The 25,926-nt window shown below is 58.4% G+C and carries 18 protein-coding genes; 14 read left to right on the top strand and 4 right to left on the bottom strand.

From position 1 onward, the window contains the following. Positions 1-101 precede the first annotated feature (101 nt). From CL546_RS08180 to CL546_RS08170, 3 genes are all read right to left on the bottom strand, one after another. Positions 102-749, bottom strand: a complete 648-nt coding sequence (locus CL546_RS08180; RefSeq protein ID WP_290494064.1) for an SPOR domain-containing protein — start codon at positions 747-749, stop codon at positions 102-104. Then, positions 749-2,503 (bottom strand): arginine--tRNA ligase, encoded by a 1,755-nt coding sequence (argS, locus tag CL546_RS08175; RefSeq protein WP_290494063.1) that lies wholly within the window; start codon positions 2,501-2,503, stop codon positions 749-751. Before argS ends, CL546_RS08180 begins: the two co-directional genes overlap by 1 nt. Before the next feature lie 121 nt (positions 2,504-2,624). After that, positions 2,625-4,799, bottom strand: coding sequence for a primosomal protein N' (locus CL546_RS08170; protein ID WP_290494062.1), 2,175 nt, complete (start codon positions 4,797-4,799; stop codon positions 2,625-2,627). A 137-nt stretch (positions 4,800-4,936) separates the two neighbouring features. Here CL546_RS08170 and rpmE point away from each other — a divergent pair, with 137 nt between their 5' ends. Both rpmE and CL546_RS08160 read left to right on the top strand, forming a co-directional pair. Then, positions 4,937-5,155, top strand: coding sequence for a 50S ribosomal protein L31 (gene rpmE / locus CL546_RS08165; RefSeq protein ID WP_007149307.1), 219 nt, complete (start codon positions 4,937-4,939; stop codon positions 5,153-5,155). A 107-nt stretch (positions 5,156-5,262) separates the two neighbouring features. Continuing rightward, complete coding sequence (locus CL546_RS08160; protein WP_290494061.1) at positions 5,263-6,537, top strand: malic enzyme-like NAD(P)-binding protein; 1,275 nt, start codon at positions 5,263-5,265, stop codon at positions 6,535-6,537. Positions 6,538-6,648: 111 nt separating this feature from the next. Here the strand turns inward: CL546_RS08160 and CL546_RS08155 are convergent, their stop codons facing one another. Beyond that, positions 6,649-9,222, bottom strand: a complete 2,574-nt coding sequence (locus tag CL546_RS08155) for a penicillin-binding protein 1A (RefSeq protein WP_290494060.1) — start codon at positions 9,220-9,222, stop codon at positions 6,649-6,651. A gap of 199 nt (positions 9,223-9,421) precedes the next feature. On the opposite strand from CL546_RS08155, the gene CL546_RS08150 reads away from it, so the two are divergent. The 12 genes from CL546_RS08150 to CL546_RS08095 all read left to right on the top strand — a co-directional run bounded on the left by CL546_RS08150 (position 9,422) and on the right by CL546_RS08095 (position 25,835). Continuing rightward, positions 9,422-10,489 (top strand): pilus assembly protein PilM, encoded by a 1,068-nt coding sequence (locus CL546_RS08150; RefSeq protein WP_007148723.1) that lies wholly within the window; start codon positions 9,422-9,424, stop codon positions 10,487-10,489. Further along, on the top strand, positions 10,486-11,055 hold the full coding sequence (locus CL546_RS08145) for a PilN domain-containing protein (protein ID WP_007148595.1): 570 nt from the start codon (positions 10,486-10,488) through the stop codon (positions 11,053-11,055). Before CL546_RS08150 ends, CL546_RS08145 begins: the two co-directional genes overlap by 4 nt. Beyond that, a complete protein-coding gene (locus tag CL546_RS08140) occupies positions 11,052-11,729 on the top strand; it encodes a type IV pilus inner membrane component PilO (RefSeq protein ID WP_290494059.1) in 678 nt (225 codons plus the stop codon). Before CL546_RS08145 ends, CL546_RS08140 begins: the two co-directional genes overlap by 4 nt. 14 nt (positions 11,730-11,743) lie before the next feature. Further along, positions 11,744-12,271, top strand: coding sequence for a pilus assembly protein PilP (locus CL546_RS08135; RefSeq protein WP_290494058.1), 528 nt, complete (start codon positions 11,744-11,746; stop codon positions 12,269-12,271). 107 nt (positions 12,272-12,378) lie between these two features. Then, positions 12,379-14,460 (top strand): type IV pilus secretin PilQ family protein, encoded by a 2,082-nt coding sequence (pilQ, locus tag CL546_RS08130; RefSeq protein ID WP_366603902.1) that lies wholly within the window; start codon positions 12,379-12,381, stop codon positions 14,458-14,460. After that, a complete protein-coding gene (gene aroK, locus CL546_RS08125) occupies positions 14,457-14,993 on the top strand; it encodes a shikimate kinase AroK (protein ID WP_365820104.1) in 537 nt (178 codons plus the stop codon). The genes pilQ and aroK overlap by 4 nt, the downstream gene beginning before the upstream one ends. A gap of 60 nt (positions 14,994-15,053) precedes the next feature. Then, the gene (gene aroB / locus CL546_RS08120) at positions 15,054-16,133 is read left to right on the top strand and encodes a 3-dehydroquinate synthase (RefSeq protein WP_290494056.1); all 1,080 of its coding nucleotides are present in this window, start codon (positions 15,054-15,056) and stop codon (positions 16,131-16,133) included. Further along, on the top strand, positions 16,123-17,679 hold the full coding sequence (locus tag CL546_RS08115) for an SPOR domain-containing protein (protein ID WP_290494055.1): 1,557 nt from the start codon (positions 16,123-16,125) through the stop codon (positions 17,677-17,679). The genes aroB and CL546_RS08115 overlap by 11 nt, the downstream gene beginning before the upstream one ends. A gap of 143 nt (positions 17,680-17,822) precedes the next feature. Further along, positions 17,823-22,286, top strand: a complete 4,464-nt coding sequence (gene gltB, locus CL546_RS08110) for a glutamate synthase large subunit (protein ID WP_290494054.1) — start codon at positions 17,823-17,825, stop codon at positions 22,284-22,286. An 11-nt stretch (positions 22,287-22,297) separates the two neighbouring features. Further along, complete coding sequence (locus CL546_RS08105; protein WP_290494053.1) at positions 22,298-23,719, top strand: FAD-dependent oxidoreductase; 1,422 nt, start codon at positions 22,298-22,300, stop codon at positions 23,717-23,719. A 144-nt stretch (positions 23,720-23,863) separates the two neighbouring features. Next, positions 23,864-24,925: a uroporphyrinogen decarboxylase gene (hemE, locus tag CL546_RS08100; RefSeq protein ID WP_290494052.1), complete on the top strand. Its 1,062-nt coding sequence runs from the start codon at positions 23,864-23,866 to the stop codon at positions 24,923-24,925. Between the two features lie 130 nt (positions 24,926-25,055). Further along, the gene (locus tag CL546_RS08095) at positions 25,056-25,835 is read left to right on the top strand and encodes a pilin (protein WP_290494051.1); all 780 of its coding nucleotides are present in this window, start codon (positions 25,056-25,058) and stop codon (positions 25,833-25,835) included. The last annotated feature ends 91 nt before the right edge of the window (positions 25,836-25,926 follow it).

Raw genomic sequence — 25,926 nt, 5'->3', positions numbered from 1 at the left:
TGTGGGCGCAGGTGGGGGATTTCAAGGAGGAAAAGCAGGATGCCTGATGCCCGACGCCAGACGGGGTTACGTCCGGCATTGGGCGTTATGCATCAGGCGTTTTATTTTTTCATCTTGATCGGCAGGGTCTCGATGCCGTTGCCGGCCAGTTGGTCCTGGGCGCGGTGCATGGCGTTGAGGTTGTTGTAGGGGCCGATCATGACCCGATGCCAGCTGTCGCCGCTGTCCAGGTCGACTGACTGAATGCTCGCCTCGAAGCCTTTCAGGATCAGTTCGGCCCGGCGGCGGTCCGCATCTTCGTTGCGACGGAAGCTGCCAGCCTGCAGCAGGTATTTTTCGTTGTTGCGGGTGCTGCTTTCCGGCTTGCGGGTATTGGCCGGTTTCTCGGTGGTGCTGGGCTTGCTGGTGCGTGTGCCGCTGTCGGTTTCGTTTTGCGGCACGATCACTTCCATCTTGGGGAGTACCGCATAGAAATCGAATTTGGGTGAGTCGTCCCCGGACTCCGGCTTGGGTTCCGGCTTGGGTTCCGGTTTGGGCTCGGGTTTGGATTGCGTGGGTTTGTCGCTGCTGTTGGCCACGGGCGTGCTGCCACCCTGAGCCATTTGGGTTTTACCCAGATGGAATAGAAAGGCCACGAACAGGCCGACCATAAGGCCGGTAAACAGCCAGACCCAGCCGGGCACCTGGCGTTGAGGTTTCTTCTTGCGGGCGGGGCCGCGGCTGGCGCCGCGACGGGTGTTCTTCGCCATTACATGCGCTCCAGTGGGCTCAGGCCCAGCAGTTCCATGCCGTGTTTGAGGGTGCGGGCGGTGAGGGCGGCCAGCTTCAGGCGGCTGTTACGGATGCTTTCGTCTTCACTGCTGAGGATCGGGCAGTGTTCATAGAAGCTGGAAAACAGGCCGGCCACGTCGTACAGGTAGGTGCTGAGCAGGTGCGGCTGCCCCTTGTTGGCTACGTTCTGTAGTACTTCGCCAAATTGTACCAGCCGAGCGGCAAGGGCTTGTTCGGCTTCTTCGTTAAGCAGGAAGTCACCGTTTACGCTGTTCATGTCGCGCTCTGCCTTGCGGAATACGCTGGCCACGCGGGTGTAAGCGTACAGCAGGTAGGGCGCGGTGTTGCCTTCAAAGCTGAGCATTTGTTCGAAGTTGAAGATGTAATCGCTGTTGCGGTTCTTCGACAGGTCGGCGTATTTGGCTGCGCCGATGCCCACCGAGCGGGCGATGGTGCGTAGTTCGGTCTCATCCAGCTGTGGGTTCTTGTCCTGCACCAGTGCAAAGGCCCGCTGTTCAGCTTCGTCCAGTAGATCCACCAGTTTGACGGTGCCGCCGTCGCGGGTCTTGAACGGGCGGCCATCCGGGCCGTTCATGGTGCCAAAGCCCATGTGCGCCAGCTCGGTCTGTTCGGGGACAAAACCGGCCAGCTTTGCCAGGGTGAACATTTGCTGGAAATGCAGCGCCTGACGCTGATCGACAAAATACAGCATGCGGTCAGCTTGCAGGGTGCCGGCGCGGTAGCGCAGGGCGGCCAGGTCGCTGGTGGCGTAGAGATAACCGCCGCCGGCTTTGCGCACAATGACGGGCAGGGGCTCGCCTTCCTTGTTTTTGAAGGCGTCCATGAACACGCACTGGGCGCCCTGGCTTTCGCTGATCAGGCCTTTGCTGTCCAGGTCGGCGACGACCTGGGCCAGGTCATCGTTGTAGGCGCTTTCGCCGCGTACGTCCGATGGGGTCAGGCTGACCCCGAGGCGATCGTAAATGGCCTGACAGTGGCTCAGGGATACCTGGTTGAATTCTGCCCACAGGTTCAGGCAGTAATCGTCGCCGGACTGCAGTTTTACTACCAGGGCGCGGGCGCGGTCGGCGAAGGTATCGGATTCGTCGAAGCGTTGTTTGGCGGCCCGGTAGAAGGTTTCCAGGTTGGCCAGCTCGCGGCTTAACTCGCGCTCGCCTTCCTCAGCTTTCTGTTCTTCCAGATAGGCGAGCAGCATGCCGAACTGGGTCCCCCAGTCGCCCACGTGGTTCTGGCGAATCACGGTGTGGCCGAGAAACTCCAGGGTGCGCACCACGGCGTCGCCGATGATGGTGGAGCGCAGGTGGCCCACGTGCATTTCTTTGGCCAGGTTGGGCGAGGAGTAGTCCACCACCACAGTCTGGGGTTGCTCTGGCCGGTCAATGCCGAGAAAGTCGTCGGCCAGGGCAGATTCCAGCAAGCCAGTGAGCCAGTCGTCCGCCTGGAAGAAATTGATAAAGCCGGGCCCGGCAATGTCCACCTTGGCCACGGCGCTGTCGCTGGGCAGGGCGGCGATCAGCTTTTCCGCCAGATCACGTGGCTTCATGCCGGCGGGCTTGGCCAGCATCAGCGCGATGTTGGTGGCAAAGTCGCCGTGGCTTTTGTCCTTGGTGCGGTCGATTTGCACCGGACGCTTGGCGTCGGCGGGCAGGGTGCCGTCGTCGATCAGGGTGTCCAGGGCGCTTTCAATAAGGGGTATCAGGCGTTCTTTCATGACATTCTTTTGTGGAGGGCTCTGGGCCGGTTGACTGGCCGGCGATTGTACGGGAAAAGGCGAGGATTCGCAGCACGCTTCACGTAACACGCACCTTGCCGGGCTCCGGCGTCCAGCGTTGTCACAGCATGTCGATTGGGTCCACGTCCAGGTGCCAGCGGCACTGGCGGCCTTCGGGGAGTTTGCGGGCCTGTTCCAGTAATTGGTTCAGTGCCTGGTGCAGGGGCGCACGCTGGGCGCATTGCAATAGTAGCTGGGTGCGGAAACGGCCCGCCCGTTTTTCCATGGGGGCGGGAATCGGTCCAAGGATGTGGACATCCGGTGGTACCGCGATGGTGCTTAGCTGTTGCAGGAAGTTCATGGCGGTGCCCATGGCCATGGCTTCGCAACGGAACAGGGCCAGGTGGCCGTGGGGCGGCAGGCCGGCCATTTGCCGTTCTTCCAGCAAAGTGGTGGCCAGTTGCGGGTAGTCACCGCTGGCCGCCAGTTGCAGTAAATGGTGATCGGGGTGGCGGCTTTGCAAAATCACTCGGCCCTGGCCTTCACGGCCGCTACGGCCGGCTACTTGCAATAGCAGTTGGGCGGCTTGTTCCGGGCCACGGAAGTCGGCGCTGAGAAAGCCCGCGTCCATATCCAGAATCACTACCAGTGTCAGTTTGGGAAAGTGGTGGCCCTTGGCCAGCATCTGGGTGCCCACCATGACGGCGGGTTCGCCTTTCTGGATCTGCGCCAGGTGTGCATCGAGGGCGCCTTTGCGGCGGGTGGCATCCCGGTCGATGCGGATTACCGGCACCGGCAGGGATTGCTCCAGCAGCTCGGTGAGTTTTTCGGTGCCGCTGCCGGCTTCCTGGATGGCGCTGGAACCACAGTCCGGGCAGCGGCTGGGAACGCGCTGCTGGTAACCGCAGTGATGGCAGCGCAGGGCGCGGTCGCTACGGTGCCAGGTGAGGAAGCTGTCGCAGCGTTTGCACTCCGCCTGCCAGCCGCAGTCATGGCAGAGAATCATCGGCGCGTAGCCACGCCGGTTGATAAATACCAGCCCCTGATTGCCTGCCTCCACGCATTGCTTCAGCGCTTGCAGCGACAGGGGCAGCAGGGGGTTGCCGGGGGCGGCCAGTCGCGCATCAACGATTTCGATGGGAGGGCGGCTCTGGTCGGTGGCGCGCTGTGACAGCTTGAGCCACTGGAATCGGCCTTCCCGGGCCAGATGCAAGGTTTCCAGTGCCGGCGTGGCACTGCCCAGTATCACCGGGATGTTCAGTTGCTGGGCCCGCCAGGTGGCCAGATCCCGCGCGTGGTAGCGAAAACCGTCTTGTTGCTTGAGGGAGCTGTCGTGGGCTTCATCCACAATGATGAGGGCGGGATTCAGCATGGGGGTAAAGATGGCGGAACGGGTGCCGATGATGATGCGCACCAATCCCTCGCGGGCGGCCAGCCAGTTATCCAGCCGCTCCCGATCGGTGAGCCCGGAATGCAGTGTGACCACGGGGACGGCGAAGCGCTGTTTGAACCGTTGCACCGTTTGCGGGGTGAGCCCGATTTCCGGTACCAGCACCATGACCTGCTTGCCGGCGGCCAGCAGCGGCGCCATGGCTTGCAGGTAGACTTCGGTTTTGCCGCTGCCGGTGATGCCGTCGAGCAGGAAGGGGGTGAAACCATCGGCATCCTGGATAGCCTGAATGGCGGTGCGCTGCTCGGCATTGGCCGCCAGCGGGGCCTGGGCCAGAGTCTCTTTGGCTGCGTCAGGCCGGGTGTCCACCTGGATTTGCTCGGCCCAGCCCTTGTCGCGCAGGCTGGTCAGGGCGGAGGTGCTCACCTCCAGCGCCGCCAACATGGCGCTGCTGAGCCCCTTGGGGTGGTCGCGCAGGGTGTGCAGGGCGTCCCGTTGACGGGGGGCGCGGCTGACCTGGTCGTCGCTGACGTGTTGTCCGCGTTCGGTGATCTGCCAGCGTTTTTCCAGGCTGGCCTGGGCTTCCTGGCCCTGGCGCAGCAGGGTGGGCAGCGCGTAATTGAGCACCTCGCCCAGCGGGTGATGGTAATAGCGGGCCGCTCGCTCGCAGAGCTGGTAGAGCTCGTCGGGCATTACCGGCTCGTTGTCGAGTACCGCCTGCACTGCCTTGAGTTTCGGGTAGTCGCTGGGGGCATGGCCGTGAACGAGGCCAATCAGGGTACGTCGCCCGAAGGGAACTTTGACCCGGCTGCCCCGGGGCGGCACGACGGTGCCGTGCAGTGCATAGTCAAAACACCCGGGCAGGGGCACGGGCAGGGCAATTTGCAGGGTGTTTTTCGGTGACACGGAATTTCCTGGAGCCAGCGGCGGCTTTGCGCTTGCGGAATGGGGACAAGCTGTTATGATTCGCCTTCTTTTTCCCAGGCGCAAGCCGTGTGGTGCCTGTCGTAGAGGCCGGTAGCGACACAAAATGGAGCTTAGCAATGAAAGCAGAGATTCATCCCGATTACCAGACAGCGACCTATTCCTGTAGCTGTGGCAACGTTATCGAGTCCCGTTCCACCAAAGGTGGAGCCATGGATTTGGACGTTTGTTCCGCCTGCCATCCTTTCTATACTGGCAAGCAGAAGCAAGCCGACAGCGGTGGCCAGATCGACAAGTTCAAGCAGCGCTTTGGCATGATGCGCAGCAAGAAGGACTGATACGGCGTCTTCACAGCGCCTATTGTAAAAAGCACCCTGCCGGGTGCTTTTTACGTTAAGTACTTGCGTACACACTGTATATCCCAACTAGGGAAGCGGAGACCAGCATGTCCGAGGATTTAAAAGCGGCGGCCCTGGAATACCACGCCAAACCGCGGCCGGGGAAAATCAGCGTCGAGGTGACCAAGCCAGCGGCGACCAGTCGAGATCTGAGCCTGGCGTATAGCCCGGGTGTGGCAGAACCGGTGCGTGAAATCGCCCGGGAGCCGGAACTGGCCTATCGTTTTACCTCCAAGGGCAATCTGGTAGCGGTCATCAGTGATGGCACCGCGATTCTTGGTCTGGGTAACTTGGGCGCGCTGGCGTCCAAGCCGGTGATGGAAGGCAAGGGGATTCTGTTCAAGCTGTTTGCCGGTATCGATGTGTTTGATATCGAAGTAGATGCGGAAGATTCCCAGGCCTTTATCGATACGGTGATGCGTATCCATCGCACCTTTGGGGGTATCAATCTGGAAGATATCCGCGCGCCGGAATGTTTTGAGATCGAGCGCATTCTTAAAGAGCAGTGTGATGTGCCGGTGTTTCATGATGACCAGCACGGTACCGCCATTGTGGTGTGTGCCGGTCTGATCAACGCGCTGGAAATTCAGAGCAAGCGTATCGAAGACATCAAGGTCGTGTGTGTGGGTGCCGGGGCGGCTGGTGTGGCGTCTGTGCGCCTGCTGATCGAGATGGGCGCGCGCAAGGAAAATATCCTGGTGTTGGATCGCAAGGGTGTGATTCATAGTCGTCGCGATGACCTGAACCAGTACAAGGCTGCGCTGGCTAACGATACTGACAAGCGCACCCTGGATGATGCGGTTGAAGACGCCGATGTGTTCATCGGTGTTTCCGGGCCGGATATGCTGACTCCGGACATGGTCAAGAAAATGGCGCCCAAGCCGATCATTTTCGCACTGGCTAACCCGGACCCGGAGATTCGTCCGGAGGTGGCCAAGGCGGCGCGTTCGGATGCGATTGTGGCGACCGGTCGTTCGGATTTTCCCAATCAGGTGAACAATGTGCTGTGTTTCCCGTACATGTTCCGCGGGGCGCTGGATGTGCGCTCCACGTCCATCACTGAGGAAATGAAGATCGCCGCAGTGCATGCCATCGCCGAGCTGGTGCGCACCGCGCCCCCGCAGGAGGTGCTGGATGCCTACGGTGGTGAGCCCCTGACCTTTGGTGCGGATTACATTATTCCCAAGCCGAACGATCCGCGTTTGCTGGGCAAGGTGTCTGCGGCTGTGGCGCGGGCGGCGGTGGACTGCGGTGTGGCCCGTAAAGGCTACCCGTCACACTACCCGTTGAACTCGCTGGACGAGATCTTCCCGGAGTTGTAGCAACAAACGCGAGCCATAAAAAAACCGCCGAAAGGCGGTTTTTTTATGGCTGCAAGCATCATGCAGCACGCTTCACGCCTTTCCGTGTTGCGTGATGCATGTTGCGTCTCTTTAAAATATTTGCTCCGGTGCGCTGTGTCCGCCCGGCCCTCTCGCCGGTTCCATGTCGGGGACCTGGCTGCGGATAAAGTACTCGCGAATGGAGTCCGGGTTCTCCGGCCGGGCCTGCAGGCCGCTGTCCGGGTCGATACGCACGGTGGCGATGCCGGAGGGTTGTTCCAGCTGGCGGTTGGGAACGCCTTCCAGTGCCGGCCCCATGTAATCCATCCAGATGGGCAGGGCGGCCTTGCCGCCATACTCACCCCAGCCCAGTGAAGCGGGATTGTCGAAGCCGACCCAGACGGTGGCGACCAGGTCCGGCGAGTAGCCGGAGAACCAGGCGTCTACCTGGTCGTTGGTGGTCCCGGTTTTGCCGGCCAGGTCCCGGCGGCCCAGGCGGTTAGCCTGGTGGCCGGTGCCGCGGCGCACCACGTCTTGCAGTATGGAGTTCATCAGCCAGGCAATGCGGGCGTCGATTGCACGCGGGGCCATGACCGGTGGTGGTTGGTGGGGCTGGGTGGTGCGGTCATCGCTGTCGCTATTAGCTGTGTCGACAGTGTCGACTTCGGCCATGTTGTCTTGGGCGTCGTTATCGGTTTGCGGTGGCCGGCAGGGACTTTCGCAGAAAATCACCTCTGGAGCTTTCCAGAGCACGTCCCCGTTATCCTTTTCAATCTGCACGATGCTCCAGGGGGCTACCCGGTAGCCGCCGTTGGCAAAGATGCTGTAGGCCGAGGCGATGTCCATGGGGGTCACGCTGGCGCTACCCAGTGCTAGGGACAGATCGCGCTGGAAGGTGTCTGCCGGCAGGCCGAAGCGTTTCAGGGTGCCCATGGCCTGGCTGATGCCGATCTGACGCAGGATGCGGATGGAGACCAGGTTCAGCGAGCGGTACAGGGCTTCGCGCATGCGGGTGGGGCCATAAAACTTGCCGCTGGCGCCGGTGGGGCGCCAGGCGGTTTCCAGTTTGTCGTCATCAAAGACCACTGGGGCGTCGTTGATGATGGAGGCCGGAGTGAAACCGTTTTCCATGGCGGAGGTGTAGATGAACGGCTTGAACACGGAGCCGGCCTGGCGTTCGCTCTGTACGGCCCGGTTGAAGTTGGAGGTAGAGAAGCTGTAGCCGCCTTGCAGCGCCACAATGGCGCCATTGGACGGGTCCAGTGAAATCAGGGCGGACTGGGCCTTGGGGAGCTGGGCCAGGCGCCAGTGACGCTCGTCGCCACTGCCGGCGGGGCGGACGTAGATGACGTCCCCTTTACTGAGGACATCGCCGGCCCGGGTGGGCTCTTTGCCGACATATTTGTTGTTGAGCTGGGGGCGCGCCCAGCGAATATCATTCCAGGCAAGCGGGCTGCGCTTGCCGTCCCGGAACAGGATTTCCGCATCCTTGTCGCTCACGGCGGTAACGATGGCCGGCTGCAGGGGGCCGATGCGGCGCTGGTCCTTGATGCGTTCTGCCCAGGCGGCGACATCCGGGTCAAGACCGGTGATGGTCTTTTCCAGTTCAGCCTCTTCGGCAACGACGGGCTTGTCGGTGCTGTCTTCCGGGGGCTTTTCGCTGTCCGCGTCGGAGGGTGAGGGCAGGGCCGGGGCGTCGCTGATGTCCAGCTGTGCCAGCGGGCCCCGGTAGCCGTGGCGCTCGTCATAACTGTGCAGGCCGTTGCGCAGGGCGTTGACCGCAGCCTGCTGGCGCTTGCTGTCTACCGTGGTGATGATGCGGATGCCGTCGGTGTAGATGTTGGCGTCCACCAATTCCATGGCCTGCAAGCGGGCCATTTCGCCCAGATAGGCGGCGTCCACTTCCGGTGAGGCGGCATGGAAGCGGGCGCTGACCGGGGCAGCCTGGGCCAGCTCGCGCTGCTCGGCGGTGAGGGCGCCGGTCTCTTCCATGCGATGCAGGATCCAGTTGCGTCGCACCTGGGCGCGCTGGGGGTTGGTGATCGGGTTATAGGCTGAAGGGGCTTTCGGTAGCCCGGCAATCATGGCCCATTGGGGCAGGGTAAGTTCGCCCACAGACTTGCCGTAATACACCTGGGAGGCGGCTTCGGCGCCGTAGGCCCGGTGACCCAGATAGATCTTGTTTAGATAAAGCTCAAGGATTTCTTCCTTGCTGAGGACCCGTTCAATCTGGATGGCGAGCACGATTTCGTTGAATTTGCGCAGAAAGCGCTGTTCCCGGTCCAGAAAGAAGTTGCGGGCCACTTGCATGGTGATGGTGGAGCCCCCGGAGCGAATCTCCCGGTAGCGGGCCAATTCCACAAAGGCACGCAGCAGGCCTTTCAGGTCCACGCCGTTGTGGCGGAAGAAGCGCTCGTCTTCCGCGGCCAGTACCGCCTGGATCAATGGTTGCGGCAGTTCGTCGTAAGTCACTGGCTGGCGGCGTTTTTCCCCGTATTCTGCGATCAGCTTCATATCGCGACTATAGATGCGCAGGGGGATCTGGTATTCCACCTCGCGAATCTGGCTTGCCGGGGGCAGCTGGGGAGCCAGATAGAGGTAGCTGGCGGCGAGGGCTGTCAGGCTGCCACCGGCGCCGGCAATAAGGAGTAACAGCAGGTATCGGATCCAGGAGGGTAAACGCATGTTTTCGGCAACTACTGGCTGGGATCGGTAGAAAGGCCTAGCCGGCCCGTGAAGTGGGTCATTATATGGCGGAATGCTTGTTGTGATCTAATATCTGTTCTGCTATTACTAACTCCTAAAGTGATTCGACATAAAAAACGTGTAAGTGTATCTTTAGCAAGAAAAAACACTTCAATAATAACCAGACGGGACGACGACAGTGCTGCCTTTCCTCAGAAAAAAGGCCCAGACACTACTGGGGATCGACATCAGCTCCACGGCGGTCAAGCTGCTGGAACTGTCCAAATCAGGGGGCCGCTACAAGGTCGAGAGCTATGGGGTTGAGCCCCTGCCGGCCAATGCGGTTGTCGAGAAAAACATCAGCGACGTGGAAGGTGTGGGCGATGCCATTGCCCGCCTGGTCAGCCGTGCGCGCCCCGGGGTGAAAACCGCGGCGGTGGCGGTGTCCGGTTCCGCGGTAATTACCAAGCTTATCGAAATGGATGCGGATCTGGACGAGGATGCATTGGAAATGCAGCTCAAGTCCGAGGCCGATCAGTATATTCCTTACCCTATGGACGAAGTCCGCATGGACTTTCAGGTCGTGGGGCCGGTGGAAAATAACGATGAGCGGGTGGAAGTGCTGGTTGCGGCTTCGCGTACCGAAAACGTGGAGATGCGCACCGATGCACTGGAAATTGGTGGCCTGCAACCGAAAGCCGTGGATGTGGAAGCGTACGCCATGGAGCGGGCTTTCCAGTTGATCCAGGCCGGTTTGCCGAACTCGGATGAGCTGGAAACCGTGGCGGTTTTTGATATCGGCGCCACCATGACCACGCTGAACGTGTTCCATCAGGGGCGCAGTGTCTATACCCGCGAACAGCTCTTCGGCGGCAAGCAGCTTACCGAAGAAATCCAGCGTCGCTACGGTATCTCCATGGAAGAAGCCGGCCTTGCCAAGAAAACCGGCGAGCTGCCAGATGATTACGAAAGCGAAGTGCTTCAGCCTTTCAAGGACGCCATTGTCCAGCAGGTGAACCGCTCCCTGCAGTTTTTCTATGGCTCCACCCAGTTCAATGAAGTGGATTACATCCTGCTGGCAGGGGGCTCTGCCTCGATCGCCGATCTGGGCGATTTGATTCAGGAAAAAGTGGGGGCGGGCTGTTCTGTGGCCAATCCGTTCAGTGACATGGCGCTGGCAAACAAGGTAAGTGCCTCTGCCATTGCCAATGATGCCCCGGCATTGATGATTGCCTGCGGCCTGGCATTGAGGAGCTTTGACCAATGACAACAACAATTAACCTGTTGCCCTGGCGCGAAGAACGCCGCAAACAGCGCCAACAGGAATTCGTCATGATGTTGGTTCTCGCGGCGATTGTGGGGGGGGGCATTTTCTGGATGTGGAAAGGGTATGTGGATCAGCAAATTACTGATCAGCGCGCCCGCAATAGCCATATCCAGACTCGTTCGGCGGAGCTGGATGAAAAAATCAAAGAGATTAAGGACCTGAAATCTCGCCGTGATGAGTTGGTGGCGCGAATGGAGGTTATTCAGAACCTGCAGGGCAACCGGCCGACCATTGTGTATGTGTTTGATGAATTGGTGAAGACGCTGCCAGATGGTGTTTTCTACAACGAAATCAAGCGGGTTGGAGACCTCTATACCATTGATGGCGTGGCCGAAAGTAACAATCGGATTTCCCGTCTGATGCGCAACCTGGGTGACTCATCCTGGTTCCAGAGTGCGAATCTGCAAAATGTGACGGCGCTTGAAGATGGCTCTCAGGCCAACAGCTTCACATTAACCGTCAAGCAGGCCTCTCTGAACAGCAATAAAGAGGGAGAAAAACAATGAAAGCCTCTGAGCTGAAAAATTTGGATCTGGGCGAGTTGATGGATGAACTCAACAGCCTGGATTTTGAGAATGTGGGGGGGTGGCCTACGCCAATAAAGATTGGGGCGGCCATTCTTGTACTGGTTATTGTTGTCGTTCTTGGTTATTTCCTGTCGATCAGTGATGCCAATCAGACGCTTGAGCAGCAAAGAAGAGAAGAAGCGACCTTGCTGCAAGGGTATGAAAAGAAAGCGTTTGAAGCCCACAACCTTGATCAGTTTCGTAAGCAGTTGGCGGAAATGGAGCAGACCTTTGGGGCCCTGCTCAAGCAGCTGCCCAAAGATACCGAGGTGCCCGGCTTGCTTGAGGATATCACCCATACGGGGTTGGGTAGTGGGTTGGAATTTGAAAACATTGAGCTGAGAAATGAAATTGAAAAGGAGTTTTACGCAGAACTCCCAATCAATATTCAGGTGATCGGTGATTACCATGGTTTCGGTTCGTTTGTGTCCGGTGTGGCGTCGCTGCCGCGTATTGTGACGCTGCATGATTTTACTGTGACGCGGCCATCGGATAGTAATAAAGAGTTGGCTGCTCTGGGGCTGCTGAGAATGGACATTACGGCCAAGACCTACCGCTATTCCAGTAAAGATGGCGCTGCGGGCGGCGCGAATTCTTCTGGCAAGAATAAATAAGGGGGCGTGGGATAATGAAAAAATTAGTCTTTCTTTCTGTTGCTTGCGTCGCCTTGTTCGGTCTTGCCGGGTGCGGTTCCAGTGCAAATTTGTCAGAACTGGATGCGCGACTCCAGGAAATCAAGGCAAGGCCTCGGGGGCGGATTGAGCCGCCACCAGAATTCAAGCCTATTGCTTCTTATTCATATGCGGCCCACAAGCTTCGCTCTCCATTCAGTCCGCCGCAAGATCAGGAGCTGCTGGTCGTGCCAGATGGCCGAAAGGTAGAGCCGGATATGGGGCGCCCGAAAGAATACCTGGAGCGATTCTCGCTGGATACGCTGAAAATGGTTGGGACCATTAGTAAGCCTGGCGAGCCGCTCCAGGCGCTTGTTGCTGACCCTTCGGGGGCTGTTACTCGGGTCAAGCCGGGTAGTCATATGGGGAAGAATTTTGGCTTGGTCAAGCAGGTTAACGAAGCCAAGGTAAGTTTGATTGAAATCGTACCGGATGGTCGAGATGGCTGGGTGGAACGCGCCAGTAACGTCTCGATTTCCGAATAATAGTCGCTGGGGACCCAGTTATGAAATGTGCAAAATTGACAATAAAAAAGAGCGCTTCCCGGCGTCTGGCGGGGCTGTTTTCTGTAGGGGTACTGTCGGTTCTCTCTATGGTTGCGGGCGCAGATACGCTGAAGTCGATCGAAGCGAACTCCCTGTCCGGTGATGGCATGGAAGTGCGCTTGAAGTTTGAAGGGGGGGTGCCGGAAGTAAAGGGGTACAGTATTGAGCAGCCTGCCCGAATTGCTCTGGATCTTGTTGGCGCCGATACGGATATCGCAGGCAAGCGGCAAAATCTCGGTTCGGGTAATGCCCGCAGCGTGACTATCGTTGAAGCAAAAGACCGAACACGACTAATTTTTAATCTGGAATCGCTGACCGGGTATTCTACTCGTGCCGAAGGGGATGATCTGGTCGTTCTCCTGGGTAATGATCAGGTGGATAAGCAGAATCAGGCCACCCAAGGTGACGATTACAGTGGCGAAGCGGCTGTAACCGGTGTGGATTTTCGGCGTGGTGATAGCGGCGAAGGTCGTGTGATTATCAAGCTGTCTGAGCCCTCAATTCCGGTCGATGTGAAAGAAGAGGGCGGCAAGATTGTGGCCCGGTTTGTCGGGGCTGGTGTGCCCAATGAGCTGGTGCGGAAACTGGATGTGACCGATTTTGCGACGCCGGTCAAGATGGTGGAGACCCAGTCAGCCGAGGGTAGCACCATGGTGGTTATTGAGCCGACCGGGGTGTGGGAGTATCTGGCATACCAGGCGGATAACGAGTTCAGTATTAATGTTAAGCCGGTGAGCAAGGCGGAAGCGGCACGAAAGAAAAAAGACGCGTTTGAATACACTGGCGAAAAGTTGTCCCTGAATTTCCAGGATATTGAAGTGCGTTCGGTACTTCAGCTGATCGCCGACTTTACCGGCTTGAACTTGGTGGCCTCTGATACGGTTGATGGTCGCATCACTCTGCGTTTGCAGAATGTGCCTTGGGATCAGGCGCTGGAATTGATTCTGAAAACCAAGGGGCTGGATAAGCGTCAGGTGGGTAACGTCTTGCTCGTCGCGCCCGCAGATGAGATTGCGGCCCGTGAGCAGTTGGAGCTGGAAAGCCAGAAGAAAATTGAAGCGTTAGCGCCCTTGCGTACCCAATATATCAATATCAATTATGCCAACGCCTCGGAGCTGAAAGGGTTGATTGCCAACGCTGGGGGTAAAGGTGAGGCGCTGGTTTCCAGTCGTGGTTCTGTTGTTGTCGATCAGCGTACCAATACGCTGATTGTGCAGGATACCCAGGCAAAGCTGGAGGAGATTCGTGAGCTGATTGATCAGCTGGATGTTCCTGTTCAGCAGGTACTTATCGAGGCCCGTGTTGTGGTGGCAACCAATGACGTAACGGATGAATTCGGTGTGCGTTGGGGTGGCTTGGGTTTTGACACCGAGAGCATGCTTCAGGATGGTCGTACCTATGGTGTGTCGGGCCGTTTGCAGTCTCTGCGTAATTTGCACCAGACTAATATTGACGGAACAGCCTTTGCGGCCAGCCCGGCTATTGATCCCGATGATGTGGATTTCGGCCCTGATGATTATTTATTTGAAGATATCGAAAACGATGACGATTTGATTGTCGATCTGGGGGTCGATTCTGCCAATGCATCCCGGTTTGCTGTCGGCTTTACCTCTCTCGCCTCTGGCCTGATCGAGCTTGAGCTTTCCGCTCTGGAAGCGGAAGGTCATGGTGAGTTGGTGGCTACTCCGAAGGTGCTGACTGCAGATCAGCAGCCTGCGGTGATTGCATCCGGTCAGCAGGTGCCTTTTGAGGTAGCCACGTCCTCGGGCGCTACGTCCATCGATTTTGTGGAAGCGGAACTGCGTCTTGAGGTGACCCCGCATATCACGCCAGATGGCAATATCATCATGACGCTGAAAGTGAACAATGATTCCTTCAGTTCAGACGGTTCCGCGGCGATCAATACTAACCGGGTAGAAACCTCCGTGCTGGTCAATGATGGCGAGACGGTGGTGCTTGGTGGTATCTTTCAGCAGGAGAAGATCAATTCCGTGACCAAGACGCCTTTCCTGGGTGACTTGCCGTGGATTGGTAACCTGTTCAGAAAGACCGTGAATCGTGATAACAAGCAGGAACTGCTGATCTTTATTACGCCACGGTTGATGAAGGATGCTTTGGCTAATCGGTGATCAAGACTAATTCTATTGTTCCTTTGATTCTTGTCGGGCCCATGGGTGCAGGTAAAAGCACCTTGGGCCGGCATCTTGCTCAGCTGCTGGATCGCCCGTTTTTCGACTCTGATCGTGTGATTGAGGAGAAGACCGGGGCGGACATTCCCTGGATCTTCGATATGGAAGGTGAGGTGGGGTTCCGGCGGAGAGAGCAGGATGTCATTGACGAATTGACCCGGGAGTCCGGCATCGTGCTGGCGACCGGGGGTGGGGTTGTGGTGACCCCGGAAAATCGCACCTTTCTCCATGAGCGTGGCTGTGTGGTCTATCTGTGGACGCCGGTAGACATTCAGTTGGCGCGCACCCGCAATGACAAAGGCCGCCCGCTGCTGCAAACGGCAGACCCCAGGGCGCGGCTGGAGACCCTGTTCGCTGAGCGTGATCCGCTCTACCGGCAGGTGGCTCACCATGTCGTCTCGACGGCATCCGGTAACCTGAAAAAGGTCGCCGATGACGTGCTCGCTTGTTTGGACTCTCACCCACAAGGATAATGCAGGCAATTGTCGGGCTGTTGTCGGCCTGTTTTGCTGAATTATTTTGTGGGAGCTGTAATGCGCACACTTCAGGTAGCCCTGGCCGAGCGGAGTTACCCTATTCATATCGGGGCCGGCTTGCTGTCGTCTTTTCCTCTGGCCGAGCAGGTGCGCGGTAATCAGGTGATGATTATCACCAATGAAACGATCGCCCCGTTGTATCTGGCGGCGTTGGAAGCGCAATTTTCCGCGATCCAGTGCGATACGTTGATCCTTCCTGACGGTGAGAAATACAAAACCCTGGAAACTCTGGAAACGCTTTTTGATGCCTTGATGGCCAAACGTCATTCGCGCACGACCACGTTGATCGCGCTGGGTGGCGGTGTGGTCGGTGACATGGTGGGTTTTGCGGCGGCCTGTTATCAACGTGGTGTGGATTTTATTCAGGTGCCGACCACGCTGTTAGCGCAGGTGGACTCGTCCGTGGGGGGGAAGACGGCGGTAAATCACCCCCGCGGCAAGAACATGATTGGCGCCTTTCATCAGCCGCGCCTGGTGCTGATTGATACCGATGTGCTGGGCACGCTGCCCGAGCGGGAGCTGGCTGCCGGTTACGCGGAAGTGGTCAAATACGGCCTGATCCGTGATCCGGATTTCTACCAGTGGCTGGAAACCAACAACAGCAAGCTGTTGTCCAGAGAGGAGTCGGTTATCTCCGAGGCCATCTTCCGTAGCTGCGAAAACAAGGCGCAGGTGGTGGCAGACGATGAGACCGAACAAGGTAATCGTGCACTGTTGAATCTGGGGCATACCTTCGGTCACGCGATCGAGACGGCCACCGGTTACAGTCAGTGGCTGCATGGTGAAGCCGTGGCGGTGGGCATGCTTATGGCGATCCGCATGTCGGCCGAGCTGGGTTGGGTGCAGGGCTCGCTGGAGGCGGATGTCGTGGCACTGCTGTCGACCTGGGGCTTGCCGGTGGCGGTTCCTGAAGGCATGACGCCTGAACAATTTGTCGATCTTATGGCCATGGACAAGAAGGTTCATAACGGCCAGTTACGCCTTGTGCTGTTGCGCGCGCTGGGTAAGGCTGTGGTAACAGCCGACTATGATGAAGCGGCATTGCAAAAAACGCTGGAGGCTTTTTGTGGAGCATGATGACGAACGTTTCTATAGCGGGGCCTCGCGAGGGGATTTCCTGGATGCCATGACCGCCCATGCCGGGCTGGGGTCGGTAGTGGCTATAGAGGGCGATACGGGCAGCGGTGTGTCTACTCTGCTCGGGCAGGCAGTGATGGCGCTGCTGGCCGACATGGAAGTGGTTCGCATCGATGGCAGTGCGCCCCATGATGCCAATGTGGTGGTTGATGCGTTGTTGCGTCATTTTGATATCGACCGCGCCGAGCTGCCTCAGGTGCTCCGTGACACCTTGAGTAACGGTCGCCTGGTGGTGGTGGTGGATAACAGTGAAGACGTGCGGGCGGATGCGCTGACCACTATGGCGGCCCTCAAGCAGAAGCTGGGGGTGCGGTTGTGCTACCTGTTCGGTGGGCTGCCGGGCACCGTTGAAGCGCTCAAGTCCGTGGACTTTACCGTGGATGATGTGCTGGATCTGCCGACACTGAATGCCGATGACGTGCAGGACTTTGCCTGGTTTGTTGCCGGTGAGGAGCTGGATGAGGATGAGTCAGAGCGGCTGGCGCACCGTAGTGAGGGGTTGCCGGGTGCTCTGCTGGGGCTGTTGCAGGGTACCCGGGACTCCGCTGCAGCGGTGCCGGTGGGGGCTGCCACGCACAACCCGGATAGCGCCGCTGAAGCGGGCGAGGCCGATGGCGATGACGAAATGAGTGACATGCCGGGTTTTTCCGCGCGTTCCAGTGATGAAGATGACGATGATCATGCTGATGCCGAAGTGCCAGTGCCGCCGGCTGATACGGCGTCAGCGTCCCGTGCCGCCGCGCCCTGGCGTCACGGGGCGGCTGTTGTGGGCTTGTTGTTGGTGGTGATCCTCTTGTGGTCGGTGCTTTCTGGCGGTGATGATGAGGATGCGGCGCAGGCCTCCCGCGAGTTGGCTTTGCCTGTGCCGGAGTCGGTGCCGTCGAAACCGGAAGAGACTAGGCCCCAGGAGCCCGGGGTGACACCGCTGAAGCCGACCATGGAGCCGGTGGCGCGTCTCGAGGATCTAGGGGCGGAGCCGGAAGACGAAGAAAGCAACGTTGAGGTTGCGCCGAGCAGCAATGTGGAGCTGACGCCGGTGACCGATCCGGTGATGCAGTCGTCACCGGCCCAGGCGCAACAGGAGGTTGCGGTAGCGCCGCCCCCCGACAAGCCGGCCGACTCTGCGCCGTCAGAACCAAAGTCCGAGGAGGGCAAGGCTGCTTCGCCATCCGCGCAGGAAAAACCGACGACCGACACCTCCGGGTATAATCAGGCGGCCTGGCTCGCGGCGCTGGATGATAATCGCTGGTTTTTGCAGATTACCGCCACTAGCCAAGAGGCTAATGCCCGTGCGGTGCTGGACCAGCTGGACCGTAAAGGTGCTTATTATCCGGCCAAACGGAATGGAAAAACCGTGTTTCTGGTGCTCGCCGGGGACTATTCCAGTCGCCAGGCAGCGCTTGATGCAAAGTCGACGTTGCCAGCAAAGTTGCGCTCAGCGGGGCCTTTTCCTCGCAAAATGGGCGATGTTCGCGGCGAACTTTGAGCATGAAAAAGCGCCTTGGGTGACTGTTCAATTTGTCGCCCAAGCGCGCAATGTGTAGAATGCATATCCCTTTTTTGCCGTCACCATTTTCTTGACGCCATTTGCCTTCTGTAAGTCTCTGAATTTCAAGAGGAAAGGTTTTCATGCAGCAGAACTCAACGCTGGTGCGGGGGCTCACTGAGCCCGGAGAATTCCGGGACAACTGTGGTTTTGGTCTGATTGCCCATATGGAGGGCCAGGCCAGCCACGAGCTTCTGCAAACTGCTATTGAAGCACTTACGTGCATGACACACCGGGGCGGCATTAATGCCGACGGAAAAACCGGTGATGGCTGCGGTCTGTTGCTTAAGAAACCCGATTCTTTCTTCCGCAAGGTCGCGGAAGAGCAATCCATTACGTTGCCGGATAACTACGGCGTGGGGATGGTATTTACCCACCCGGACGCGGATCAGTCCGAGCAGCAGAAGAGCGCTATCAATGCGGCTCTGGAGGCTCAGGGTGTTGCCGTACTCGGCTGGCGCGAAGTGCCCACCGACCCGTCTTACCTCGGTGATCTGGCGCGGGCCTCCCTGCCGGGCTTCTGGCAGGTGATGGTGGCGGCAGATGGCAACTCCGAGCAGGAGCTGAACCGTCGGCTGTTCTTTGCCCGTCGCCATGCGGAAAAAGCCATCGAAAGCGACGGCTACTTCTATATCTGTTCCCTGTCCGCCTCTGTGATGTCTTACAAAGGCTTGATGATGCCGGTGGATCTGCCGGTGTTCTTCCCGGACCTGGGGGACAGCGCCATGGAAACGGCCATTGTCGTTTTCCACCAGCGCTTTTCTACCAACACGCTGCCCCAGTGGCCGCTGGCTCAGCCGTTCCGTTACCTGGCCCACAACGGTGAAATCAACACCGTGCAGGGTAACCGGAATTGGGCGCTGGCCCGGGAAAACAAGTTCGAGAATGAGCTGTTGCCGGGCCTGGAAGAACTGAGCCCGCTGGTTAACCGTACCGGCTCCGATTCCTCCAGCATGGATAACATGCTGGAAATCCTGCTGGCCGGGGGCATGGATCTGTTCCGCGCCGTGCGCATGATGATTCCGCCTGCCTGGCAGAACGTGGAAACCATGGATGCGGACCTGCGAGCCTTCTACGAATATAACTCCATGCACATGGAGCCGTGGGATGGCCCGGCTGGCCTGGTAATGACGGACGGCCGTTACGCCGTCTGTATGCTGGACCGTAATGGTCTGCGCCCGGCTCGCTGGGTGGTTACCAAAAACGGTTTTATTACCCTGGCCTCGGAAATCGGTGTGTACAGCTACAAGCCGGAAGACGTGGTGGCCAAGGGCCGTGTGGGGCCGGGTCAGATTCTGGCCATTGACACCGAAACCGGTGAAGTCCTGCACACCAAGGATATTGATAACCGCCTGAAAGTCCGTCACCCCTACCGTGACTGGCTGAAGAGCAACGCCCTGCGCATCGAAGCGGATTACGACCACGAAGTGGGCCGTACCGACGAGGTGGATCCACAGGACCTGCTCAGCTACCAGAAGTTTTTCCAGATCAGCTTTGAAGAGCGTGATCAGGTGCTGCGTCCGTTGGCCGAGTCTGGCCAGGAAGCCACCGGTTCCATGGGTGACGATACCCCCATGGCGGTGTTGTCCCGTCGCGAGCGCTCCCTGTTCGATTACTTCCGTCAGCAGTTTGCCCAGGTGACCAATCCGCCCATCGATCCGCTGCGCGAAGCGATCGTGATGAGCCTGGAAACCTGTGTGGGTGCCGAGCGCAATGTGTTCGAAGAGACCGCCGATCACGCCGATCGGGCGATTCTGTCTACCCCGGTGCTGTCGCACTCCAAGTTCACCAACCTGATCAACATCGAGCGTCCGGGTTACCAGACAGCCAAGCTCAGCCTGCACTACAACGCTGAGATCGGCCTCAAGCAGGCGGTACTGGATCTGTGTCAGCAGGCTGAAACAGCGGTACGCGATGGCAATGTCATTCTGGTGCTGACGGACCATGGTATTGCCCAGGACAAGCTCACCATTCACGCCTTGATGGCCACCGGCGCGGTGCATCACTACCTGACCGAAAAAGGTCTGCGCTCCGACGCCAACATCATCGTGGAAACCGCCACGGTGCGTGACTCCCATCACTTCGCTGTGCTGTTTGGTTTCGGTGCCACAGCGGTGTACCCGTACCTGGCTTATGATGTGATCGCTGATATGGTGCGCTCCGGCGAGCTGCTGGGCGATGCGGTGGAGCTGCAAAAGAACTTCCGTAAAGGCATCAACAAGGGCCTGATGAAGATCCTTTCCAAAATGGGGATCTCTACCATTACCTCTTACCGGGGTGCCCAGCTGTTTGAAGCCATTGGTATCAGCAGCGAAGTGGTAGAGCTGTGTTTCCGTGGCGTGCCCAGCCGGATTCAAGGGGCGGGCTTTGAGGATTTCCAGGAAGACCAGCAGAACCTGGCCAAGGATGCCTGGAAGCAGCGCAAGCCCATCGATGCGGGCGGTATCCTCAAGTATATCCACGGCAAGGAATATCACGCCTTCAATCCAGACGTGATCTACGCCTTGCACCGTGCCACCCAGGACAGTGACTACGACGCGTATAAAGAGTACGCCGAGCTGGTCAACAAGCGCCCGGTGGCGACTCTGCGTGACCTGTTTGCTTTGCGCGATGACGTGGACGCCATCGACGTGGATCAGGTGGAGCCGCTGGAAAATATTCTGCTGCGCTTTGATTCCGCAGGCATGTCTTTGGGTGCTTTGAGTCCGGAAGCCCACGAAGCCATTGCTACGGCAATGAACCGTTTGGGTGGTCGTTCCAACTCTGGCGAGGGCGGGGAAGACCCGGCCCGCTTTGGCACCGAGCGTGTGTCCAAGATCAAGCAGATTGCCTCTGGCCGTTTTGGTGTGACCCCGCATTACCTGGTCAACGCCGAAGTGCTGCAGATCAAGGTGGCTCAGGGTGCCAAGCCCGGTGAAGGTGGCCAGCTGCCCGGTGGTAAGGTGAATGCGTTGATCGCGCGCCTGCGTCACTCGGTGCCCGGTGTGACCCTGATTTCGCCGCCGCCGCACCATGACATCTACTCCATTGAGGATTTGTCCCAGCTGATCTTTGACCTCAAGCAGGTCAACCCGGATGCCCAGGTGTCTGTGAAGCTGGTGTCCGAACCCGGTGTCGGTACGGTAGCGTCCGGTGTGGCCAAGGCCTACGCGGATCTGATCACCATCTCCGGTTACGACGGTGGCACTGCAGCCAGCCCGCTGACCTCCATCCGCTACGCCGGTTCCCCTTGGGAGCTGGGCTTGGCGGAAGCGCATCAGGCGCTGCGCGGTAACGATCTGCGCGACAAAATTCGCCTGCAGACAGATGGCGGCCTGAAGACCGGTCTGGACGTGATCAAGGCGGCGATTCTGGGTGCCGAGTCCTTCGGTTTCGGTACCGTGCCGATGATCGTGCTGGGCTGTAAATACCTGCGTATCTGTCACCTGAACAACTGCGCCACCGGCGTGGCTACCCAGCGTGAAGATCTGCGTAAAGAGCATTTCATTGGTGCGCCGGAACTGCTGATCAACTACTTCACCTTTGTGGCGAAGGAAGTGCGTGAGCTGTTGGCGCTGCTCGGCGTGAAGAGCATTCCGGACCTGATCGGCCGCACTGACCTGCTGAAAGTGCTGGAAGGTGAAACAACGCGCCAGGGCAAGCTGGACCTGACCCCGATTCTGCGTAATGACCTGGTGCCGGCAGACAAGCCGACCCATTGTCAGGTGAGCCGTAACGAACCGTTCGACAAGGCGGTGCTGAGCCAGAAGATGGTGGAGGACATGGCGACCGCTATCGAAAGCCAGTCCGGTGGTTCTTTCCATTACGAGATCACCAACTGTGACCGCTCCGTGGGTGCCCGTGTGTCTGGCGAGATTGCCAAGAAACATGGCAACCTGGGCATGGAAACAGCGCCGATCAAGGTTCGCTTTACCGGCACCGCCGGGCAGAGCTTCGGTGTGTTCAATGCCGGTGGTCTGCACATGTACATTGAAGGCGATGCCAACGACTATGTGGGTAAAGGCATGGCTGGCGGCAAGCTGGTGATTCGCCCGCCCAATGGCAGCCCGTTCAAGAGTCAGGAAACGGCCATTATTGGTAATACCTGCCTCTACGGCGCCACCGGCGGCAAGCTCTATGCCGCAGGTACCGCGGGTGAGCGTTTCGGGGTGCGTAACTCCGGGGCCCATGCCATCGTGGAAGGCGCCGGCGATCACTGCTGTGAATACATGACCGGTGGTTCCATCACCGTGCTGGGTCGCACTGGCCACAACTTCGGTGCGGGCATGACCGGCGGTTTCGCCTTCGTCCTGGACGAAGACAATGATTTCTTCGACCGCATCAACCCGGAACTGATCGAATTGCATCGCATCAGTTCCGAAGCCACCGAGTCTCACCGCAGTCACTTGCGCGGCGTAATCGCAGATTACGTGGAAGAGACCGGCAGCGAATGGGGCCAGTACATTCTGGACAACTTTGATGCCATGAGCCGCAAGTTCTGGCTGGTTAAACCCAAGGCTGCAAGCCTGGAAAACCTGCTGCAGAGCACGCGCGCCAATCCGGCATAACGGGGGATACCATGGCTGAACGTTTGAGCAATAATTTCCAGTTTCTTGACGTGCCCCGGCACGATCCGAAGAAAAAGGATATTGAGGACCGCAAACACAAGTACGAAGAAATTTACTACCCGTTTGAAACCCGGGAAGTAGAGCATCAGGCACACCGTTGCCTGCATTGCGGTAACCCGTACTGTGAATGGAAGTGTCCGGTCCATAACTACATCCCCAACTGGTTGAAGCTGATCAGCGAAGGCAACCTGCTGGAAGCGGTGGAGCTGAGTCACCAGACCAACTCCCTGCCGGAAGTCTGTGGTCGTGTGTGCCCGCAGGACCGTCTGTGTGAAGGGGCCTGTACCCTGAATGACGGTTTTGGTGCGGTGACCATTGGTGCCACCGAGAAGTACATTACCGATACGGCGTTGGCCATGGGCTGGCGCCCGGACATGTCCAAGGTGGTGTGGACCGACAAGAAAGTCGCTGTGATTGGTGCTGGCCCTGCCGGTATCGGTTGTGCCGACGTGCTGGTGCGCAGCGGCGTGAAACCGGTGGTGTTCGACCGTTATGAAGAAATCGGCGGCCTGCTCACCTTCGGTATTCCCGAGTTCAAGCTGGAAAAACCGGTCATGGCCAAGCGCCGTGAAGTGTTCGAAGGCATGGGTGTGGAATTCCGTCTGGGCGTAGAAGTCGGCAAAGACATCACCATCGATGAGCTACTTGCCGAATACGATGCGGTCTTCATGGGTATGGGCACTTATACCTATATGAAAGGCGGCTTCCCGGGTGAAGAGCTGGAGGGTGTGTTTGAGGCGCTCCCTTTCCTGATTTCCAACGCTAACCGCAACCTGGGCTTTGAAAAAGACGAAGCCGATTTCATCAACATGCAGGGCAAGCGTGTGGTGGTGCTGGGTGGTGGTGATACCGCCATGGACTGTAACCGCACGTCCATTCGCCAGCAGGCAGAAAGCGTCAGCTGTGCCTACCGTCGCGATGAAGAAAACATGCCTGGTTCACGCAAGGAAGTGACCAACGCCAGAGAAGAAGGCGTGCAGTTCCTGTTCAATCGCCAGCCCATCGAAGTGGTGGGTGAAGACGGCAAGGTTGTTGGCGTCAAGGTAGTGGAAACCAAGCTGGGCGAAGCGGACAACAATGGTCGTCGTCGCCCTGAGCCTATTCCCGGTAGTGAAGAAATTCTCCCGGCGGATGCGGTAATTGTGGCGTTCGGTTTCCGCCCCAGCCCGGCGGACTGGTTTGATGCGAAGAGCATCAATACCGATGATTCCGGCCGTGTTATGGCGATCGAGGAACAAGCTTTCCCGTTCCAGACCAGCAATGAGAAGATCTTTGCCGGCGGTGATATGGTGCGTGGTTCCGACCTGGTGGTGACCGCCATCTGGGAAGGCCGTGAAGCCGCTAAAGGGATTCTTGATTATCTGGATGTTTAAGTGAGACGCTGCAAGCGCCATGCTTGCACGCATCACGCTAAAAGGGCCTGCTTTTGCAGGCCCTTTTTCTATATGATGTTGAAGATTTTGATTTTCGCGCGTTGCGTGCAGCGTGGTGCGTGAAGCGTTTCCAAAGGAACCCACATGACTTTCGCTCCCCTGCAAAACGATCGCTTCCTCCGTGCCTTGAACCGCGAGTCGGTGGACCGCACGCCCATCTGGATGATGCGCCAGGCGGGTCGCTATCTGCCGGAATACCGGGCAGCCCGTGAACATGCGGGTTCATTCATGGATCTGTGCAGGAATGCCGACCTGGCCTGCGAAGTCACGTTGCAGCCGCTGGAGCGTTACCCGCTGGACGCGGCCATTCTGTTCTCCGACATCCTGACCATCCCCGATGCCATGGGCCTGGGGCTGTACTTCGAAACCGGGGAAGGCCCGAAATTCAGGAAAGTGGTGCGCACGGAAGCCGACGTGGCCGCGCTGCCGATTCCTGATGCGGAATCCGATCTTGGGTATGTGATGAAAGCGGTAAGCACCATTCGTGGTGCCCTGAATGGCCGTGTTCCCCTGATCGGCTTTTCCGGCAGTCCCTGGACGTTGGCCACTTATATGGTGGAAGGCGGCTCTAGCAAGGATTTTCGTCATCTCAAGGCCATGGTGTACAGCCAGCCTGAAGTGGCCCATGCCCTGCTCGACAAGTTGGCACAGTCGGTCACCTCCTACCTGAATGCGCAGATTCGCCATGGCGCCCAGGTCGTGCAGATTTTTGATACCTGGGGAGGCGCCCTGTCCGCCGAGGCGTACCAGCAGTTTTCCCTGAAATACATGAAGCAGATTGTTGATGGCCTGATTCGCGATCATGAAGGCCGCAAGGTGCCGGTGATTCTTTTCACCAAGAACGGTGGGTTATGGCTGGAATCCATGGCGGAATCCGGATGCGATGCGCTGGGCCTGGACTGGACCATCAATATTGGTGAGGCGCGCCGTCGTGTGGGTGACAAGGTGGCCTTGCAGGGCAATATGGATCCGGCCGTGCTGTATGCTTCCCCGCAGGCGATCCGTGCGGAAGTGCAGCGTATTCTCAATGATTTTGGTGACCACCCCGGGCATATTTTCAATCTTGGCCATGGCATTACACCACAAGTTGACCCGGAGCACGCCAAGGTCTTCATTGAGTCAGTTGTAGAGTTGAGTCAGAAATAGTAACGCTGGATGCCGGAAGCATGACGCAAGACGCTAAAAACAAAAAATAGCGCGTCGCCATGTTGGTGCTGCTTTGGGGTTGCCGCAGGTCGCGCTGGGCTGGTTTGTAAGGGGAGCAAAGGGGGAAGGGATGCGTATTGTTATTGTGGCTATGTTGCTGGCGCTGGGGGCGCCGGTTATGGCCATGTCTCTGGCACTGGCCAAGGTGGAACGGGCCGGGAAGGGTGAAACCGAGCAGCAGGTCTGCGGTCGTGCCTTGCAGTTGATGACCGAAGAGCTTCACGTCAGCTTACTCAGTGTGATCGCGGCCACCGATGAGTATCGGCAGCGCCAGCAGGCATACAAGAAACAGGACCGGCCGGAATCGTTGCTCCGGGACGCTTACCTCACCCAGCTGCAAACCGAAACACCGTCCCTGCAGGGGCAGCGCTGGACGGGCAGTCGCTGCTCCCTGCGTGCCCGCTATGAAGGGGATATCGATGCTCTTGCCCGGCGTGTTGCCATTCCTGAAACACCGGTATCACCCCGTGAGCCCGAAGATGCGCCGCCGCCGGGGATTGACCCGAAAACCTGGGAATTATTCAGCAGCAGCCGAGACCGTTCCGAGTTGGCCCAGACGTTCAGCACGGTAAATGCTTTGCGCATGCATATGACGGAATACTATCTGTCCGGTGGTACCTGGCCAGACAGCCTGACGGATATGGGGGTGGGCCAGGAGCAGGTGACCGGAAAACGCATAAAGCGGGCGTATTTACTGGATGGTGGGATGTTGAAGTTGGAGCTGGCAGGCCGTCTTGATGGGCATCAACTCACGACATGGCCGGTGGAAGTTGGAATGCAGAGAATTGAGTGGGAATGTTCCACCACGGTCAATCTTGGGCCTCACGGGTTTTGCACTTACGCTGAATGAGCTACGAGCTACGAGCTACGAGCTACGAGCTACGAGCTACGAGCTACGAGCTACGAGCTACGAGCTACGAGCTACGAGCTACGAGCTACGC

The organism is Alcanivorax sp. (genome assembly GCF_002726155.1).
Lineage (GTDB): Bacteria > Pseudomonadota > Gammaproteobacteria > Pseudomonadales > Alcanivoracaceae > Alcanivorax.
The sequence above is the reverse complement of the archived record's forward strand: the minus strand, read 5'-3'. Positions and strand labels throughout refer to the sequence as shown.